This window comes from Algiphilus aromaticivorans DG1253 (genome assembly GCF_000733765.1).
Taxonomy (GTDB): domain Bacteria; phylum Pseudomonadota; class Gammaproteobacteria; order Nevskiales; family Nevskiaceae; genus Algiphilus; species Algiphilus aromaticivorans.
Window position 1 is genome coordinate 567,119 of record NZ_JPOG01000001.1, and the last position, 18,364, is coordinate 585,482.

Sequence of the window (18,364 nt, forward strand, 5' to 3'; positions counted from 1 at the left end):
GCGGCCCACTCGCTGACATGGACAGCCACCGGCCAGTCATGCTCGAGGAAGCCCTGGCCGGGCTCGCGGTCCGGCCGGGTGGCTGTTACATCGATGCGACCTTCGGGCGCGGCGGTCACGCTGCCGCCATCCTGGAGCAGCTCGGCGACGGTGGTTGGCTGCAGGGTTTCGATCAGGATCCGGAGGCCGTCGCGACGGCGCGCACGCGCTTCGGCGACGCACCCAACTTCGGTATCCGCTATGCGCGCTTCGATGCCCTCGGTGAATGGGTGGTCGAGACCGATCGCGTCGGGGCAGTGGATGGCGTGCTCATGGATCTGGGTGTGTCCTCGCCGCAGCTGGACAACGCCGCGCGCGGCTTCTCCTTCCAGCACGACGGCCCCCTAGATATGCGCATGGATCCCGAGCGTGGCGAGCCGGTGGCCGATTGGCTGTCGCGTGCCAGCGCCGAGGAGATCGCCGATGTCCTCTATATATACGGCGAGGAGCGGGCCAGCCGCCGCATCGCGCGCGCCATCGTCGCCGCCCGTGTCGAGACGCCGATCACCACCACCGGGCAGCTGGCGGAGATCGTGCGCCGGACGATGGGCCGGCGCGGCCGTATTCATCCGGCGACACGCAGCTTCCAGGCACTTCGCATCTTCATCAACGACGAACTGGGCGCGCTGGAGGCGGGGCTTGCCCGCGCGGCGGAAATTCTGGCGCCTGGCGGTCGGCTGGTGGTCATCAGTTTTCATTCGTTGGAAGACCGCATCGTCAAGCGCTTCATCCGCGACGCGTCGCAGCTCAAGGCCGTGCAGCGCGTGCTCGCCGACGAGCAGCACGCCCGTGACAACCCGCGTGCACGCAGTGCCGTGCTGCGCGCAGCGGAGCTGCGGGCATGATGCTGCTGCGCGCGCTATTGCTGGCGGCGGTCATGGTCTCGGCTTCCGGCGTGGTGTGGAGCACGCATGCTTATCGCGGCCTGGTCTCCGAGGTCGAGGTGCTGCGCGCCGAGCAGCATCAGCTCGAGGTTGAGTACGGCCAGCTGCAGATCGAGGAGGCCTCGCTCGCGCATCCGGGACGCATCGATCAGGCTGCGCGCAGCGAGCTCGGCATGCGCCTGCCTGATCACCGCACTGTGGTCGAGGAGCGGCCATGAGTCGGGCCCGCCGCAAGCCGCAGGTCAAGGCCGTGCCGACGTGGCGCCGTCACAGCATCACGGCACTGATTCTGGCGGCCAGTACGGTGCTGGCGTTGCGCGCTTTCGACCTGCAGGTGCTCGACCGTGCCTTCCTTGAGAACGAGAGCGCTAAGCGCGCGCTGCGCCATGTCGAGATCCCGGCTCACCGCGGCGCGATCCGCGACCGCAACGGCGAGCCGCTGGCGGTTTCCGCACCGGTAGAGTCGATCTGGGTGGTGCCCGGCGACCTGCTCGCTGCGCCCGAGTATCTGGCGCCGCTGGCCAATTTGCTCGACCGGGACGTCGAGAGCTTGCGCGCCGAGCTGGCCGCGCGCAGTGAGCGCCGTTTCTACTGGCTGGAGCGCCATCTGGCGCCGGCGCAGGCGCGTCGCATCAAGGCGCTGGAAGCCCCCGGCGTGGCGAGCGCGCGCGAGTACCGGCGCTTCTACCCCACCGGCGAGATCACGGCGCATCTGGTCGGGCTGACCAACATCGACGGCAAGGGCCTGCAGGGTTTCGAAGCTGCTGCCGAGGAGGCGCTTTCCGGGCGCCCTGGCAAGCGCCGGGTGACGCGTGCTCGCGACGGCCGCGTCGTCGACGCTGGCGTCGAGCTGCAGCCGGCGCGTCCGGGGCAGGACGTGCGCTTGAGTATCGACCTGCGACTGCAGTACCTGGCGCATCGCGAACTCAAGGCCGCTGTGCAGCGCCATGGCGCCGCCGGCGGCATGGTGCTCGTCGCCGATGTGAAGACGGGCGACATCCTGGCCATGACCAGCGCGCCCGGCTATAACCCCAATGATCGTTCGAGCATCGGCGACGCGCGCATGCGCAATGGCGCAGTCGCCGATCTTTTCGAGCCCGGCTCGACGGTGAAGCCGCTGCTGGTGGCGCACGCCCTCGACGCCGGCCTGATCGCCCCCAATGCCACCTATGACACCGGTGACGGATGGACGCAGGTCGGGCGGCTGACCGTGCAGGATGTCAGCGCCTACGGGGTTGTCGATCTGGCGCGCCTGCTGCAGAAGTCGAGCAATGTCGGTGCCGCCAAGCTGGGCCTCGATATCGGCGCCGAAGAGGTTTTTTCGGCCTATCAACGTTTCGGCTTCGGCCAGCCGCTGTACTTCGGTTTCCCCGGCTCACGCCCGGGCCTGCTGCGCTTCTGGGGCGATTGGGGCGAGGTCACGACCGCCACCGCCTCCTATGGCTACGGCGTTTCGACCTCGGCGGTCCATTTGCTGCGCGCCTATGTAGCGCTCGCGCGCGACGGGGAGATGCCCGGGTTGCGCCTGCGCACGGATCAGGCGGCCATGCCCCCCGAGCGCGTCATCTCCGCTGATACTGCACGCAGAGTCCGCCGCATGCTGGAAGGCGTGGTCAGCGAAGCTGGTACCGCACCGCAAGCCGCGGTACCGGGTTTCCGCGTTGCCGGCAAGACGGGCACCGTGCGCAAGGTCGGCGCCGGCGGCTACGCCGAGGACCGTCACCAGGGGCTCTTCGTCGGCATGCTGCCGGCCGAGAATCCACGCCTCGTCGGGCTGGTCATGATCGACGAGCCCACGCGCGGGGGATACTACGGCGGCGCCACAGCCGGCCCGGTGTTCTCGCGCGTCATGCAGGGCGCGGCCCACTGGATGCAGCTGGCGCCGCGCGCGCCCAGCGCCCCCGGTTTCACCACCGTGGAACATCGCCTCGACAGGGAGTCACGCTCATGAGCCCCATCGGCGAAGGCGTGCAACGGCTGACCGAGCTGCTTGAAGGGCTGGTCGATGCCGCCGAGGTTCCGGACCTGATCGTCTCGGATCTGACGATGTCGAGTCAGGAGGCGGGCTCCGGTCAGGCCTTCCTCGCCGTGCGCGGCACGCGCATGCACGGCCTGGCCTTCGCGGCCGAGGCGGTGGCGCGTGGCGCCAGTTGCGTGATCTACGAATCGGGTGAGGGGGCGGTTGCTCCTGATCTCCCCGTGCCCTCGGTTGGCGTGCCGGAGCTGTCGCGTCATGTCGGCGAGATTGCCGCGCGCTTCCACGGGCGCCCCTCCGACGCGCTTGCCGTGACGGCCATCACGGGAACCGACGGCAAGACCTCGGTGGCCTGGCTGATGACCGGGGCGCTGGCGCATCTGCGCGTTCCGGCGCATTACATCGGCACGCTCGGCAGCGGCGTGCCGGGTGGCCTCTCGGCGACCCAGCACACCACACCCGATCCGATCCGGCTGCAGGCGGCATTGGCTGAGGCTCGCGACGCGGGCGCGCGTGCCGTCGTCATGGAAGTCTCCTCGCACGCCCTCGATCAGCACCGCTTGTCCGGCACGCGAGTCGCCTGCGCCCTGTTGACGAATCTGGGTCGCGATCACCTCGACTATCACCCGGACGTTCAGGCCTATCACGAAGCCAAGCGCCGACTGTTCGCGGACTGCGCGCCGACGACCAGTGTTTTTAACGCCGACGACCGCATCGGCCGGGAATGGGCGCAGGCCGATCCGTCTGCGTGGTGCTATGCGCTCGATCACGATGCCGATGTGCGAGGGATCGATCCGGTCTTCAGTCAGGACGGCCTGCGCTTTGCGCTCGAGTATCAGGGCAGTCGTGCGCAGGTGAAGGCGCCGCTGATGGGGCGCTTCAACGTCTCCAATCTCGCGGCTGTGGGCGCGGCGCTGCTAGCGCAGGGGCATCCCCTGAAGAATGTCGGTGCAGCGCTGTCGCGCGCTGGCGTCGTACCTGGCCGGATGGAGCCGGTGCGCACCGATGGCAAGCCACTGGTCATCATCGACTACGCGCACACCCCGCAGGCGCTGTCGCAGGCGCTGTTGGCCTGTCGTGCCCATACGCGCGGGAAGCTGTGGTGCGTCTTCGGCTGCGGCGGCGATCGCGATCGCGGCAAGCGTGCCTTGATGGGTCAGACTGCCGCGGCCGTGGCGGACCGCATCGTCATCACCGATGACAATCCACGCAACGAGGCACCCGAGGATATTGCCGCAGCGATCCTCGAAGGCGTCGGCGCCCACGGCGAAACGCAGGTCATCCATCGCCGCGCCGACGCCATCGCCCAGGCCATCGCTGCCGCCGGTGCCGACGACATTGTTCTGGTTGCCGGCAAGGGGCACGAGACGGTGCAGCAGTATGGCGGCGTTGAGTACCCCTTCTCGGATCGCGACTGCGCGCGCGCCGCACTCGGTCTGGAGTCCCTGGCATGACCGCGCGCAGCGCAGCGGCCCTCGCCGAGCAGACTGGCGGCCTTCTGGAGGGCGCCGACGTGCCCTTCGAAGCCGTGGTGACCGATAGCCGTGCCGTGACTGCCGGCGATTGCTTCGTTGCGTTGTCCGGGCCACGCTTCGACGGCCACGACTTCCTACAGGATGTCGCCAATGCCGGTGCCGCTGTCGCGCTGGTGGCGCGCAGCGCGGCAGTGTCGCTGCCGCAGGTGCGTGTCGCCGACACCCTCGACGCGCTGCAGGCCTGGGCGGCTATTTGGCGCAGCAACTTCGCGCTGCCGGTTGTCGGTATCACCGGAAGCAACGGCAAGACCACGCTGCGCGCCATGTGCGAAGCCGTGCTGGCGCCGCTGGGGTCACTGCTGGCGACGCGCGGAAATCTCAACAATCACATCGGCCTGCCGCTGACGCTCTGTGGCCTGCGCGAGAACCACGCTGCAGCGGTTATCGAGATGGGTGCCAATCACCGCGGCGAGATCGCTCAGCTCGCGGCTATCGCCCGGCCGGACATCGGCATCGTCAGCAATGCGGGCGACGCACATCTGGAAGGTTTCGGTTCGCGCGACGGTGTCGCCCGGGGCAAGGGCGAACTCTTCGCCGCGCTACCGGCGTCGGGCACCGCCATCATCAACGCCGACGACGCCTATGCCGGTCTCTGGCGCGAGCTCAGCACGGCCGGTCGGCAGCTCGCCTTCGGGCTGGACGTGGCGGCCGATGTCACGGCGCGCGATATAGCGCAGGAGGCCGACGGCAGTCGCTTCAGGCTGGTGCTGCCGGACGGTGAGGCCGCCGTGCGCCTGCCGCTGCCGGGACGGCACAACGTGCGCAATGCGCTTGCCGCCGCGGCCGCGGGCCACGCGCTGGGCCTCGACGCCGAGATCATCGCTGCCGGGCTGGCCGCCACAAGGGCGCCGGCCGGTCGCCTTGCGCCGGTGGCCGCGCGCGGCGGCGCCCGATTGATCGACGATAGCTACAACGCCAACCCGGCCTCACTGGCCGCGGCTATCGACTGGCTGGCAACGATGCGCGGCCACCGCGTGCTGGCGCTGGGCGATATGGCCGAGCTTGGCGAGGCGGGTCCGGCGCTGCACGCTGAGGCAGGCCGCGCTGCGCGCACAGCCGGTATCGAGAGCCTGCTTGCCGCAGGCCCGCTGGCAGCCCGCGCTGCAGAGGCTTTCGGCCCCGGCGCAGAGGTTTTCGACGACGCCGAGGCGCTGGCTGCGGCGCTGCGTGCGCGGCTGCAGTCGGATTGGATCGTGCTGGCCAAGGGCTCACGCGCGGCCGGCATGGAGCGGGTCGTGGCAGTGCTGCGCGAAAACAACGTGTCGACGGGGGAGACCGATGCTCTACCACCTCACTGAGTACCTGCAGGAGTGGGAGAGCGGCTTCCGGGTCTTCCAGTATCTGACCTTCCGCTCCCTGCTGGGCGTGCTGACAGCGCTGATCTTCTCCTTCATCGCCGGACCCTGGATGATCCGGCACCTGCAGCTGCGCCAGATCGGTCAGGTGGTGCGCCACGACGGGCCGCAGACGCATCTCGTCAAGTCCGGCACGCCGACCATGGGCGGAGCGCTGATCCTTGCCGCGGTGACGGTCGGCACGCTGATGTGGAGCGACCTCAGCAACCACTACATCTGGATCTGTGTGGGCGTGACGCTGGCCTTCGGCATCGTCGGCTTCGTCGATGACTACAAGAAGATCCGCTACGGCAAGTCCAAGGGACTGTCTGCGCGAGACAAGTACTTCTGGTTGTCGCTGGCCGGTTTTGCAGCCACCACCACCATGTACGTCACCGCCAAGACGCCGGTGGAGACGGCGCTGATCCTGCCCTTCGTCAAGGATCTGACCATTCCGCTGGGTGCGGGCTTCATTATCTGGGCCTATCTCGTCATCGTCGGCACGTCCAACGCGGTGAATCTCACCGACGGTCTCGATGGTCTGGCCATCATGCCGACCGTCATCATCGCCTCGGCGCTGGCGGTCTTCGCCTACGCCCACGGCCACGCCGAGATCGCGGAATATCTGGGCATCCCCTTCATCCTCGGCGTTGGTGAGGTGGCGATCTTCTGCACCGCCATCGCCGGCGCCGGCCTCGGCTTCCTCTGGTTCAACGCCTATCCGGCACAGGTCTTCATGGGGGATGTCGGCGCTCTGGCGTTGGGTGCGGCGCTGGGTACCGTCGCCGTGCTGGTGCGTCAGGAGCTGGTGCTGGTAATCATGGGCGGCATCTTCGTCGCCGAGACGCTGTCGGTGATCCTGCAGGTCGGCTCCTTCAAGCTCCGCGGCAAGCGCATCTTCCGCATGGCGCCGCTGCATCATCACTACGAGCTCAAGGGCTGGCCGGAGCCGCGCATCATCGTGCGCTTCTGGATCATCACCTTGATCCTCGTCCTCATCGGCCTGTCCACGTTGAAGATCCGATGATTCCGGGCGCGCACAGCGGACGCATGCTGGTCATCGGCCTCGGTGCTACCGGGGCCTCGGTGCTGCGTTTCTGTGCCGCCCGCAACATCGCCTTCGACGCTACCGACAGCCGCGCCGAGCCGGCCGACTTGTCGGAGCTGCAGGCTCTCGACTCGCAGGCACGTTTCGCCCTTGGTGGTTTCGCCGCACCCGGGCCGGTATCCGGCTACGCGGCGGCGGTGGTGTCGCCGGGCGTGTCGCTGGAGGAACCGTTCGTGCGCGCGCTGCGCGCCGATGGTCTGCCCCTGATCGGGGACATCGAACTCTTCGCTCAGACGGCGGAGGCGCCGGTGGTGGCCATCACCGGCAGCAACGGCAAATCGACGACGACCGAGCTGCTGGGCGCCATGGCTGAATCCGCGGGTCTGCGCGCGGGGGTCGGCGGCAATCTGGGCACGCCCGCGCTGGATCTGCTTGACCCGGCCGCCGAGCTCTATGTGTTGGAGCTGTCGAGCTTCCAGCTGGAGACGACGCACAGCCTGGTGGCTGCGGCGGCCACGGTGCTGAATCTTTCCGAGGATCATCTCGACCGCCACGGTGACATGGCGCGTTACGCCGCCGCGAAGGCGCGGGTCTATCGTGGTTGCGGCACGGCCGTCATCAATCGCGACGAGCCACTGACCGCGGAGGGCGCCGAGGCCGCGCGCAGGCAACTGCGCTTCGGCGCCGGCGCACCGGAAAGCGAGGCCGACTACGGCATCCGCGATGGCTGGCTCGTGGCCGGCGAGCAGGCGCTGATCGCCATCGACGCCATGCGTTTGCGCGGGCGTCACAATCATCTGAATGCGCTGGCAGCGCTGGCGCTGGCCGAGGCTGCCAGCCTGCCACGCGAGCGCTGCCTGCAGGCCTTGCGCGACTTCGACGGCCTGCCGCACCGCTGCGTACTGGTTGCCGAAGGCCACGGCGTGCAATGGCTGGACGACTCCAAGGCCACGAATGTGGGCGCGGCCTGCGCCGCCCTCGCCGGCATGGATGCGCCGGTGATCTGGATTGGCGGCGGTCAGGGCAAGGGTCAGGATTTCGCACCGCTGGCGGCGCAGCTGGCCGAGCGCGCGCGCGCAGCCATCGTTTTCGGCCAGGATGCTGAGTTGCTCGCCGAGACGCTGCGCGCCAGCGCGGTGCCCGTGCAGGTCGTCGGGGATCTTGAGGCCGCCGTGCGCGACGCCGCGCAGACGGCGCAGTCGGGAGACTGCGTGCTGCTGTCGCCGGCCTGCGCCAGCCTGGATCAGTTCAGCGACTACCGCGCGCGCGGCCAGGCCTTCGCGCGGCTGGCGCGGGAGGTGGCGGCATGATGCGCGCGCTGATCGAGCGGCTGCCGCGTCCCGAGATGCCGGATCGCTGGCTGGGTGGTGTGGCGTTGGCGCTGCTGCTGCTGGGACTGATCATGGTGGCCTCCAGCTCCGTGGCGGTTGCCGAGCAGGGCGGCGGCTCGCCGCTGCAGCTCTTCTGGAAGCAGTGCATCTACGCACTGATCGGATTGGGCGCGGTAGTGACGCTCATGCAGTTGCCGCTGGCTGCCTTCGAGCAGTACGGCATGCTGCTGCTCGGCGGTGCCTTCCTGTTGTTGCTTCTGGTCCTGGTGCCGGCGGTGGGCGTGGAGGTCAACAGCGCCCGGCGCTGGATCGATCTGGGCATCGTGCGCCTGCAGGCCTCCGAGCCGGCGCGCTTGATGATCGTGCTCTATCTGGCCGGCTTCATCGTTCGGCGCCAGCTGGAGGTTCAGAACCAGTTCCGCGGCCTGCTCAAGCCTTTCGTCGTGATTCTGCTGGCCAGTGGTCTGCTGCTGATGCAGCCGGACTTCGGCGCGGCCGTGATCCTGTCGGCAATCTGCTTCCTGATGCTCTTCCTGGGTGGCGCGAAGCTGCGCTATCTGGGCATCCCGATGCTCGTGACCGGCGCCGGCTTCGTCGCGCTGGCCGTGACCCAGCCCTACCGACTGCGCCGACTGCTCGGTTTCTCGGACCCCTGGGCTCAGGTGGAATCGGCCGGCTGGCAGCTGTCGCAGTCATTGATCGCCATCGGTCGCGGTGGTTGGTTCGGTGAGGGGCTGGGCAACAGCCTGCAGAAGATGCTCTATCTGCCCGAGCAACACACCGACTTCATCTTCGCGATCTACGCCGAGGAGTTCGGCCTGTTCGGCGTGCTGGTGCTGATCGGTCTCTACCTGGCGCTGTTCTGGCGTGGCCAGCAGATCGCCGCGGAAGCGGAGGCGCGCGGCGCCCGCTTCGCGGCCTATCTGGGTTACGCGCTGAGCTACTGGATCGCCCTGCAGGTGCTGGTCAACATGGCCGTCAACATGGGCCTGCTGCCCACCAAGGGCCTGACGCTGCCGCTCATGAGCTACGGCGGATCGAGCCTGCTGACCGTCTGCGCCATGGTCGGCCTGCTGCTGCGCATCGACATCGAGAATCGCCAGGCCGCTCCCGCATCGGCGCCGGCCAGTCGCTCGCGCCGAAGCGCGCGCCGTGAGGTGCCGGCATGAAGATCCTGGTGATGGCAGGTGGAACCGGCGGTCATGTTTTCCCGGCGCTGGCCGTAGCGGACATCCTGCGCGCGCGCGGCCATCAGGTCGCCTGGATGGGCACGCCGGAGGGACTGGAGGCGCGCGTCGTCCCGGAGCACGACATTCCGCTGCATCTGGTGCGGGTCCAGGGTCTGCGCGGCAGCGGTCTCAAGCGTCTCTTCGCGGCGCCACTGGTGCTGCTGCGCGCGCTCATCCAGGCCCTCGGCATCCTGCGCGCCCAGCGTCCCGCCGTCGTGCTGGGCATGGGCGGCTTCGCCTCCGGTCCCGGCGGGCTGGCGGCCTGGCTGCTGCGCCGTCCGCTGGTGATCCACGAGCAGAATGCGGCACCGGGTCTGACGAACCGGCTGCTGCGCCGCCTCGCCCGCCGCAGCCTCCAGGCCTTCGAGGGCGCGCTGCCCGGCGCCGAGACAGTGGGCAACCCAGTGCGCGCCGCCTTCTCCGAGCTGGCTGCGCCGGAAGAGCGCTTTGCCGGCCGCGACGGCGCGTTGCACTTGCTTGTGGTGGGCGGCTCGCAGGGCGCGCGCGCCCTCAATGAGCTGGTGCCCGCCGCCCTGTCGCTGTTACCGGAGGGGCGCTTCCGCGTGCGCCATCAGGGCGGCCGTACCGTCGAAGCCGCACGCACGGCCTATGCCGGGGCGCAGCGCGAGGCGGAGATCAGCGACTTCATCGAGGATATGGCCGGCGCCTACGCTGCGGCCGATCTGGTCATCTGCCGCGCTGGCGCGATGACGGTCGCCGAGCTCGCGGCGGCCGGCGTCGGCGCGATCCTGGTGCCCTTCCCGGCGGCGACGGATGATCACCAGACGCGCAACGCGCAGCAGCTCGTCGATAGCGGTGCGGCGCGCTGCCTGCAAGAGGCAGAACTCACCCCCGATCGGCTGGCGCAGGTTCTGCGTGATTTGGCTTCACGTGAGCGCCTGTTGGCCATGGCACGCGCTGCACGCGCCGCGGCGGTGCCGGATTCCGGTGAGCGAATCGCCGAAGTCTGTCTGCAGGAGGCCCGCCCATGACGCGCGAGCCCACACCCGTGCAGCAGCAGGATATGCGCAGTCAGCCGATGCGCCGGGTGCGTCGCATCCACTTCGTTGGCGTCGGCGGCAGCGGCATGGCCGGCATCGCCGAGGTATTGGCCAATCTGGGTTACGCCGTCAGCGGCAGCGACGTGCGCGCCTCGGCGGCGACCGAGCGCCTGGAGTCGATGGGCGTGACGGTGCAGATCGGCCACGACGCGGCACACGTCCAGGACGCCGATGCGGTGGTCGTTTCCACTGCCATTAATCCGGCCAACCCTGAAGTCGCCGAGGCGCGGGCGCTGCGCAAGCCCGTCGTGCGCCGCGCCGAGATGCTGGCGGAGCTGATGCGCTTCCGCTATGGCATTGCCATTGCCGGCACCCACGGCAAGACCACGACCACCAGCTTGGTCGCCGCGCTGCTCGCCGAGGGCGGCTGCGATCCGACCTTCGTCGTTGGCGGCAAGGTGAAGTCGGCCGGTGCCAATGCCCGCCTGGGCGAGGGCCCCTATCTGGTGGCCGAAGCCGACGAGAGCGACGCGTCCTTCCTGCATCTGAATCCGCTGATTGCCGCACTCACCAACATCGACGCCGATCATCTGGAAACGTACGGCGGCGACTTCGCGCGGCTTCGCGCGACTTACGTGGAGTTCCTGCAGCGGCTGCCTTTCTACGGTTTGGCAGTGGTCTGCACCGACGACGGCTACAACCGCGAGCTGATCCCGCAGATCGGCCGGCCGGTGACGACCTACGCGCTGCATCGCGAAGCCGACTTCCGCGCCATCGATTTGACGCCGGGGCAGGGCGGTACTCGCTTCAAGGTGAGCGCGCCCGACGGCGTTCACGAAGATCTCTTCCTGGCGTTGCCGGGTGAACACAATGTTGCCAATGCGCTGGCCGCTATTGCGATCGCGCGCGAGGTTGGGGTCGAGTGGGAAGCGATTGGCCGCGCGCTGGCGGGCTTCCAGGGCATCGGCCGCCGGCTGGAACCCTGCGGCGAGCTGCAGGCCGGCAATGCGCGCGTGGCCTTGGTCGATGACTATGGCCACCATCCGCGCGAACTGGAGGCGACCTTCCAGGCCGTGCGCGCGGCCTGGCCGGGACGGCGGCTTCTGGTGGTCTTTCAGCCGCATCGCTACTCGCGTACGCGTGACTGCTTCGACGATTTCTGCGCGGTGCTGTCCACCGCCGACGCGCTGGTCCTCTGCGAGGTCTATCCGGCCGGCGAACAGCCCATTCGCGGCGCCACCTCGGCGGCACTCGCCGAGGCGCTGCGCGCGCGCGGCAAGATCGTGCCCGTGGTCGTGCACGGCCCCGACGAGGTCGTGCCGCTGCTGGCCGATGTCGCCGAAGACGGCGACGTTGTGCTGACGCTGGGCGCCGGCGATATCGGTGGCCTGCCGGCGAAGCTGCGCGCTGCCTACGCGCTGGAGGAGCTGTCATGAACGCGGCGATGCAACACGACGCGCTGCGGGGCCGGCTGCTTGAGGGCGAGTCGATGGCGCGCTATACCTCTTGGCGCGTGGGCGGCCCGGCTGAGCGTCTTTACCTGCCGGCTGACCGCGAAGATCTGCTCGCTTTCCTGGCGCAGCTGCCGCCCGATGAGCCGCTGCACTGGATCGGCCTGGGCAGCAATCTGTTGGTGCGCGACGGCGGCCTGCGCGGCACGGTGGTCTGTTTGCATCGAAGCCTCGACGGCCTTGAGCAGCCTTCCGAAGGCGTGTTGCAGGCCGAGGCCGGGCTGCACTGCGCGCGCCTCGCCAAGTTCTGCGAGCGCAGCGGCCTGGCGGGCCTTGGCTTCATGGCGGGCATTCCCGGCACAGTCGGTGGTGCACTGGCAATGAACGCAGGCGCCTGGGGCGGCGAGACCTGGCCGGCCGTGATCGAAGCCGAGGTCGCGTTGCGCGGTGGCGGTACCCGCTGGCTGGCGCGCGATACGGTGGACTTCGGCTACCGCCATGTGGCGCTGCCGGCCGACGTGCTGGGCTTCATTGCCGCGCGCTTTGCGGTGACGCCGGACACCGACGGCAGCCAGGCTGCCGCCACGCGCACGCAGCTCGCTCGCCGCAAGGCGACGCAGCCGGTGGGCCGACCCAGCGCCGGTTCGACCTTCCGCAACCCGCCCGGCGATTTCGCCGCACGCCTGATCGAAGCCGCCGGCTTGAAGGGGTACGCCGTTGGTGGTGCCCGTGTGGCCGAGCAGCACGCCAACTTCCTTCTTACCGAGGCCAGCGCCACGGCCGCTGACGTCGAGGCCCTGATCGGGCACGTCCAGGCGACCGTCGCCGAGCGCACCGGTATCCGGCTGGAGCCGGAGGTGCGCATTGTCGGCGAGCTGTCGGAGGACCGCCCATGAGCCAGAACATCAGCAATCCACGCGTCTTCGGCCGAGTCGCCGTTCTGTCGGGTGGCTGGTCGCCCGAGCGCGAGATCAGCCTGCAGTCCGGCGAGCAGGTCTTTCTCGCCCTGCAGCGTCAGGGCGTGAACGTCGAGCTGTTCGATATCCAGCGCGAGGACCTGCTCGGCAATCGCCTCGAAGGCTTCGACCGCGCCGTGAACATGATGCATGGCCGCGGTGGTGAGGACGGGCTGGTGCAGGCCGTGCTGGAGCTGCGCGGGCTGCCCTATCCGGGCGCCGACGTGGCGGCTTCTGCGCTGGCCATGGACAAGCTGCGCAGCAAGCGGCTGTGGCGCGACGCCGGGCTGCCGACGCCGGGATTCGCCGCGCCGGCGAGCCCCGTGGAGGCCTTGGAGGCCGCGCAAGCCATCGGCTACCCGATCTTCGTCAAGCCGGTGGCTGACGGCTCCTCGGTGGGCATCAGCAAGGTGCATTCCGCCAAGGATCTGGAGGCCGCCTTCGCCGAAGCGGCGATCTACGGCGACGTGCTGCTCGAGGCCTTCGCCTCCGGACGCGAGCTGACCTGCAGCGTGCTCGCCGGCGAGGCGCTGCCGTTGGTCTGCATCGAGCCGGACGGCGATTTCTACGACTACCACGCCAAGTATCTCTCCGACGCTACGCGCTATCTCTGCCCGGCACCGGTGGATGCGGCACTGACCACCCGCATCCAGGAAATGGCCCTGGCCGCCTTTGCGGCCATCGGGGCGCGCCACTGGGGACGGGTCGATTTCATGCTCGATGGCAGTGGCGAGCCGCAGCTACTGGAGATCAATACCTTGCCGGGCATGACCACGCATTCGCTGGTGCCCATGGCCGCGCAAGCGGCCGGTATGAATTTCGAGGCGCTGTGCTGGCGCCTGCTGGAGTTGACGATGGAGGACGCCTCATGAAGGACTTCACGACACGCTGGCGCGAGCGCCTGCTGCCGCTGCTGCTGGGCATGCTGCTCGCTGGCGGTGCGGGCGCGGCCACGCACGTACTGGTCGAGCGGGAGGGCGGGGTCGCCGAGATCGCCGTTTCGCCCTCGCCGCAGCATCTGGATGTCGAGCGACTTCGGGACCTGGTCGCCGAGCATGTCGACGCGCGCTTGGCGCTCATTGACCTGGAGCTGCTGCGCGCCGAGATCGAGGCCCTCGATTGGGTTGCCTCTGCGCGCGTCCGCCGCGCCTGGCCGGACCGGTTGGAGATTCATCTCGATGAGCACGAGCCGCGCGCACGCCTCGACGATGGCCGCTTCCTGACGGCGGCGGGCGAGGTGGTGGCTCTCGAGGGCGTGGCGGATGCCGATGCGCTGCCGCAACTGGATACGGACGCCGTCCATGCCGAGGCCGCCCTGGAAGCATTCGAAACCTTGCGTGATGGCCTCGCAGCCACCCGCCTGACGCCGATGACCCTTGCGCGTGACGCGCGTGGAAGCTGGACGCTCATCGACCAGCATGGCGCCGCGTTCCGCTTGGGCAAGGGCGCGCCGGAAGCGCACCTGGAACGGCTGCGCGATGCAGTAGTGCCAGCGCTGGGGGCGCGCATCGAGCGCGTTGCCTATGTCGATATGCGCTATGGCAATGGTTTCGCGGTGGGCTGGGACGATAGCGCCGAGGAGAGCGAGTAATGGCGAAGAAGGGCAACAACCAGCTGCTGGTCGGTCTCGATATCGGCACCTCCAAGGTCGCCGTCATCGTCGCCGATACGCGCGACGACGGCACCCTGGAGATCATCGGTCACGGCGAGGCGCCCTCGAAGGGGCTCTCGCGCGGTGTCGTGGTGGATATCGAGGCGACGACCTCGGCCATCCGGCGCGCGGTCGAAGAAGCCGAGCTGATGGCCGGCTGCCGCGTGCAGTCGGTCTACGCCGGCATCTCGGGCAACCACGTGCGCGCGGTGAACTCGCAGGGCATCGTCGCGGTGCGCAATCGCGAGGTCACCGAGACCGACAAGGAGCGCGTCATCGACGCGGCGCGCGCCGTCGTGATTCCGGCGGACCAGCGCGTGCTGCACGTCGTCCCGCAGGAATGGTCGGTCGACGGCCAGGAGGGCATCCGCGAGCCGGCCGGCATGGCCGGTGTGCGTTTGGAAGCCAAGGTGCACATCGTGTCGGTCGGCACTTCGGCGGCACAGAACATCTACAAGTGCGTCGAGGGCTGCGGCCTGGAAATTGACCGCCTGATACTCGAGCCGCTGGCCTCGAGCTACGCCGTACTGCAGCCCGACGAGCGCGATCTCGGCGTATGCCTCGTCGACATCGGCCACGGCACCGCCGATATCGCCATCTTCAAGGACGGCTCCATCCGCCACATCGCGGTGGTGCCGGTGGCCGGCGAGTACGTCACCCGTGACATCGCGGCGATGTTCCGCACGCCCAGCCAGTCCGCCGAATCCATCAAGCGCCAGTATGGCTGTGCATGGCCGCCCATGTGCGAGCCGGGCGAGGCCATCGAAGTGCCGTCGACCGGGGACCACCCGGCCCGCCAGATCTCGCGCCAGGAGATGGCCGAGGTCATCAAGGCGCGCTACGAGGAGCTGTTCCGCGAGTTCATCGCGCGCGAGCTGCACCGCAGCGGCTTCTACGACCTCATTGCCAGCGGCATCGTGCTCACCGGCGGCAGCGCCCGGCTGCCCGGGGTCATCGAGCTGGCAGAAGAGATTTTCCAGGTTCCGGTGCGTCTGGGTTTGCCTCAGGAGCAGGTCAAGGGCATCACCGACGTCACCAAGAATCCGTCCTACGCCACAGCAGTCGGCCTGCTGCTGTTTGGACGGGACCAGCGACCGCAAGAGCGCGTCGACTTCGACCAGGCCGGCCTGAAGCAGTTGTGGGGACGTCTCCGCAACTGGTTTCAGGGGAACTTCTGACACCCATCAGTCAAGCGCACGCGCACTTTAGGAGGCTTCACCATGAGCGAAATCTTTGAGGTTCTGGACGGACAATCCCCGGATCGAGCCATCATCCGTGTTATCGGCGTCGGGGGCGGTGGCTGCAACACCGTCAACCAGATGGTCGAGGCCGAGATCGAAGGCGTCGAGTTCATCTGTTCCAACACCGACCGCCAGCATCTGGACCGGGCCCGGGCGGCGAACATCCTGCAGATCGGCGCCACCGTGACGCGGGGGCTCGGTGCGGGCAGCGATCCCGAGAAGGGGCGTGCCGCGGCCGAGGAAGACCGCGACCGCATCCGCGATCTGTTGGAAGGCACGGACATGCTCTTCCTCACCGCGGGCATGGGCGGCGGCACCGGCACCGGTGCGGCCCCGGTCATTGCCGAGATCGCGCGCGAGCTCGATATCCTGACGGTGGCGGTGGTCACCAAGCCCTTCATGTTCGAGGGCAAGAAGCGCAACAGCGCCGCCACGGCGGGCATCAGCGAGCTGCACAAGCATGTTGATTCGCTGATCCTGATCCCGAACGAGCAGCTGCAGCGCGTGCTGGGTGACGATGCCACCATGAACGAGTGCTTCCGCAAGGCCAACGACGTGCTGCAGAACGCCGTGCAGGGTATCTCGGATCTCATCACGCGCCCCGGTCAGGTCAACGTCGACTTCGCGGACGTTTCCACCGTCATGCGCTCGCGCGGCAAGGCGATGATGGGGCTGGGTCGCTCCTCGGGCGACGATCGCGCCATCAACGCCGTCGACGAGGCGCTGACCAGTCCGCTGCTGGATGACATCGAGCTGACCAACGCCCAGGGCATTCTGGTCAACGTCGCCTGCGACCACTCGCTCAAGATGGGCGAGATCAATCGCATCATGGGCCGCGTGCTGGAGATCGCCAGCGAGGACGTCGATCTCAAGTTCGGCACTTCGCTCGACGAGTCGCTGGACGGCGAGCTGCGCGTCACCGTTGTGGCCACTGGCCTGGGCGGCTCGCATTCGCAGCAGCAGCCTGTGCATGACGCAAGCAGCAACGTCACGCCCATCGGCCGTCAGCAGCAGGCCGATGTCAATGGCCAGCCCCGCCAGCGCTCGGTCGAAGTGCCCGCCGTCATGCGTGAATCGGGCGGTCGTGTGGCGGTCGGCCAGGACTTTCATCGCGGCAGCATTCCGGACGATGAGGTGCTGAATATCCCGGCCTTCCTGCGCAACCAGGCCGACTGATGGCCTCCGGAAGGCGCGGCTCCGGCGCGTGCCGGGGCCGCGCCCGCCGGGCGTTCAGGCTGGAAGCAGCTTCATCCTGCTGTCATAATGAACAATTAATGCTCTCGTATAGCGCTCTTGCGCTTCCGCTACCGCGCCGATGCTCAGACAAAGAACACTGAAGAATACCGTCCGCGCTTCCGGCGTCGGATTGCATAGCGGCCGCAAGGTCTATATGTCTCTGCTGCCCGCCGAGCCGGACACCGGTGTGGTCTTCCGGCGCATCGACCTGCCCGACGCGCCCGAGATTCCCGCAAGCGCGCATCTGGTCACCGATACGCAGCTCTGCACCTGCCTGACGAGCGATACCGGTCTCAAGGTGCAGACCGTTGAGCATCTGCTGTCGGCGCTGTCCGGCATGGGTGTGGACAACGTCGTGGTAGAGCTTTCCGCCACCGAGGTGCCGATCATGGACGGCAGCGCGGGGCCCTTCGTCTTCCTGCTGCAATCGGCCGGCATCGTCGAGCAGAACGCTGCCAAGCAGTTCCTGCGCATCAAGAAGCCCGTGCAGGTACAGGATGGTGACCGGCTGGCGCGCCTGGAGCCGCATAACGGCTTCCGGCTGTCCTTCGGTATCGAGTTCGCACATCCGGTGGTTCGCGGCACACGTCAGCATGTGACGGTGGATTTCTCCAGTACGGCCTATGTGCGCGAGGTCGCGCGTGCACGCACCTTCGGCTTCATGCAGGACGTCGAATTCATGCGGGCGCGCAATCTCGCGTTGGGCGGTAGCCTGGAGAACGCTGTCGTGCTGGACGAGTACCGCGTGCTCAATCGCGATGGTCTGCGCTATGACGACGAGTTCGTGCGCCACAAGGTGCTCGATGCGGTGGGGGATCTCTATCTCGTCGGCTACAGCATTCTCGGCGCTTATTCGGCCTTCAAGGCCGGGCACGAGATGAACAACAAGCTGGCGCGCGCGCTGCTCGACACGCCCGAGGCCTGGGAGTTGGTAACGGTGCCCGACAGCGAGGAGGCGCCGGTACGCTTCAGCCCGGCGCTGCCGGCGACGGCCTGAAAAGGTGCCGCGCGGCGGGCGCGGAGTTGTCAGCAAGCGCTTGTCTGCCTAGACTCCCCGTCATGCATTTGTCACCGAGTCATATTCGGGGCGCGCTGCGCCCCGCTCAGCCTCTTGCGTGCCGCGCGGGCCGAACCTGGAAGATCAGCCGTGCGCAGTCGACGCCTTCAGCGCGCAGGCAGTCAGCGATGCGCTGCGATTCCAGCTTCGCGCGCGTGGCGGCGGCGGCGTTGTCGGCGAACAGCACCACGGCGTCATCCCGGATGTTACCCACGCGCAGCGCGGCCGCCCAGGGCGCCTGCATTGCCTGGACCGCTTCGCTCAGCTGCTGCAGTCGGCTGGCACGGGCGAGAATGCGCGACGTCGTCGCGCCTCGGGCGCTGATCAGCTCGGACAGCTTGTCCGCTTGCTTGCGCTCATTGCCGTCGGACTGCGTCACTTAAGGAAATCTCTGAC

The 18,364-nt window shown here is 68.3% G+C and carries 17 protein-coding genes; 16 read left to right on the plus strand and 1 reads right to left on the minus strand.

Annotated elements, in window-relative coordinates:
* Positions 1-17: 17 nt before the first annotated feature.
* From rsmH to lpxC, 16 genes are all read left to right on the plus strand, one after another.
* On the plus strand, positions 18-884 hold the full coding sequence (rsmH, locus tag U743_RS02695; protein ID WP_043770822.1) for a 16S rRNA (cytosine(1402)-N(4))-methyltransferase RsmH: 867 nt from the start codon (positions 18-20) through the stop codon (positions 882-884).
* Positions 881-1,141: a cell division protein FtsL gene (gene ftsL, locus U743_RS02700; protein ID WP_043765333.1), complete on the plus strand. Its 261-nt coding sequence runs from the start codon at positions 881-883 to the stop codon at positions 1,139-1,141. Before rsmH ends, ftsL begins: the two co-directional genes overlap by 4 nt.
* Positions 1,138-2,874, plus strand: coding sequence for a peptidoglycan D,D-transpeptidase FtsI family protein (locus tag U743_RS02705; RefSeq protein WP_052367452.1), 1,737 nt, complete (start codon positions 1,138-1,140; stop codon positions 2,872-2,874). The genes ftsL and U743_RS02705 overlap by 4 nt, the downstream gene beginning before the upstream one ends.
* Positions 2,871-4,352 (plus strand): UDP-N-acetylmuramoyl-L-alanyl-D-glutamate--2,6-diaminopimelate ligase, encoded by a 1,482-nt coding sequence (locus U743_RS02710; protein ID WP_052367453.1) that lies wholly within the window; start codon positions 2,871-2,873, stop codon positions 4,350-4,352. The genes U743_RS02705 and U743_RS02710 overlap by 4 nt, the downstream gene beginning before the upstream one ends.
* Positions 4,349-5,731: a UDP-N-acetylmuramoyl-tripeptide--D-alanyl-D-alanine ligase gene (locus tag U743_RS02715; protein WP_043765335.1), complete on the plus strand. Its 1,383-nt coding sequence runs from the start codon at positions 4,349-4,351 to the stop codon at positions 5,729-5,731. The genes U743_RS02710 and U743_RS02715 overlap by 4 nt, the downstream gene beginning before the upstream one ends.
* A complete protein-coding gene (mraY, locus tag U743_RS02720; protein WP_043765337.1) occupies positions 5,712-6,794 on the plus strand; it encodes a phospho-N-acetylmuramoyl-pentapeptide-transferase in 1,083 nt (360 codons plus the stop codon). Before U743_RS02715 ends, mraY begins: the two co-directional genes overlap by 20 nt.
* Positions 6,791-8,125, plus strand: coding sequence for a UDP-N-acetylmuramoyl-L-alanine--D-glutamate ligase (gene murD / locus U743_RS02725; RefSeq protein ID WP_043765339.1), 1,335 nt, complete (start codon positions 6,791-6,793; stop codon positions 8,123-8,125). Before mraY ends, murD begins: the two co-directional genes overlap by 4 nt.
* Complete coding sequence (ftsW, locus tag U743_RS02730; RefSeq protein WP_052367454.1) at positions 8,122-9,315, plus strand: putative lipid II flippase FtsW; 1,194 nt, start codon at positions 8,122-8,124, stop codon at positions 9,313-9,315. Before murD ends, ftsW begins: the two co-directional genes overlap by 4 nt.
* Positions 9,312-10,367 (plus strand): undecaprenyldiphospho-muramoylpentapeptide beta-N-acetylglucosaminyltransferase, encoded by a 1,056-nt coding sequence (gene murG, locus U743_RS02735; protein WP_043765341.1) that lies wholly within the window; start codon positions 9,312-9,314, stop codon positions 10,365-10,367. Before ftsW ends, murG begins: the two co-directional genes overlap by 4 nt.
* The gene (gene murC / locus U743_RS02740; protein WP_198021895.1) at positions 10,364-11,812 is read left to right on the plus strand and encodes a UDP-N-acetylmuramate--L-alanine ligase; all 1,449 of its coding nucleotides are present in this window, start codon (positions 10,364-10,366) and stop codon (positions 11,810-11,812) included. Before murG ends, murC begins: the two co-directional genes overlap by 4 nt.
* The gene (murB, locus tag U743_RS02745; protein WP_043765343.1) at positions 11,809-12,723 is read left to right on the plus strand and encodes a UDP-N-acetylmuramate dehydrogenase; all 915 of its coding nucleotides are present in this window, start codon (positions 11,809-11,811) and stop codon (positions 12,721-12,723) included. Before murC ends, murB begins: the two co-directional genes overlap by 4 nt.
* Positions 12,720-13,655: a D-alanine--D-alanine ligase gene (locus U743_RS02750; protein WP_043765345.1), complete on the plus strand. Its 936-nt coding sequence runs from the start codon at positions 12,720-12,722 to the stop codon at positions 13,653-13,655. The genes murB and U743_RS02750 overlap by 4 nt, the downstream gene beginning before the upstream one ends.
* Positions 13,652-14,374, plus strand: a complete 723-nt coding sequence (locus tag U743_RS02755) for a cell division protein FtsQ/DivIB (RefSeq protein WP_043765347.1) — start codon at positions 13,652-13,654, stop codon at positions 14,372-14,374. The genes U743_RS02750 and U743_RS02755 overlap by 4 nt, the downstream gene beginning before the upstream one ends.
* On the plus strand, positions 14,374-15,612 hold the full coding sequence (gene ftsA / locus U743_RS02760) for a cell division protein FtsA (protein ID WP_043765349.1): 1,239 nt from the start codon (positions 14,374-14,376) through the stop codon (positions 15,610-15,612). The genes U743_RS02755 and ftsA overlap by 1 nt, the downstream gene beginning before the upstream one ends.
* Before the next feature lie 42 nt (positions 15,613-15,654).
* On the plus strand, positions 15,655-16,851 hold the full coding sequence (ftsZ, locus tag U743_RS02765; RefSeq protein WP_232226702.1) for a cell division protein FtsZ: 1,197 nt from the start codon (positions 15,655-15,657) through the stop codon (positions 16,849-16,851).
* A 139-nt stretch (positions 16,852-16,990) separates the two neighbouring features.
* The gene (lpxC, locus tag U743_RS02770; protein ID WP_043765350.1) at positions 16,991-17,908 is read left to right on the plus strand and encodes a UDP-3-O-acyl-N-acetylglucosamine deacetylase; all 918 of its coding nucleotides are present in this window, start codon (positions 16,991-16,993) and stop codon (positions 17,906-17,908) included.
* A 106-nt stretch (positions 17,909-18,014) separates the two neighbouring features.
* Here the strand turns inward: lpxC and U743_RS02775 are convergent, their stop codons facing one another.
* Positions 18,015-18,347: a hypothetical protein gene (locus tag U743_RS02775; protein WP_043765352.1), complete on the minus strand. Its 333-nt coding sequence runs from the start codon at positions 18,345-18,347 to the stop codon at positions 18,015-18,017.
* Positions 18,348-18,364 lie beyond the last annotated feature (17 nt).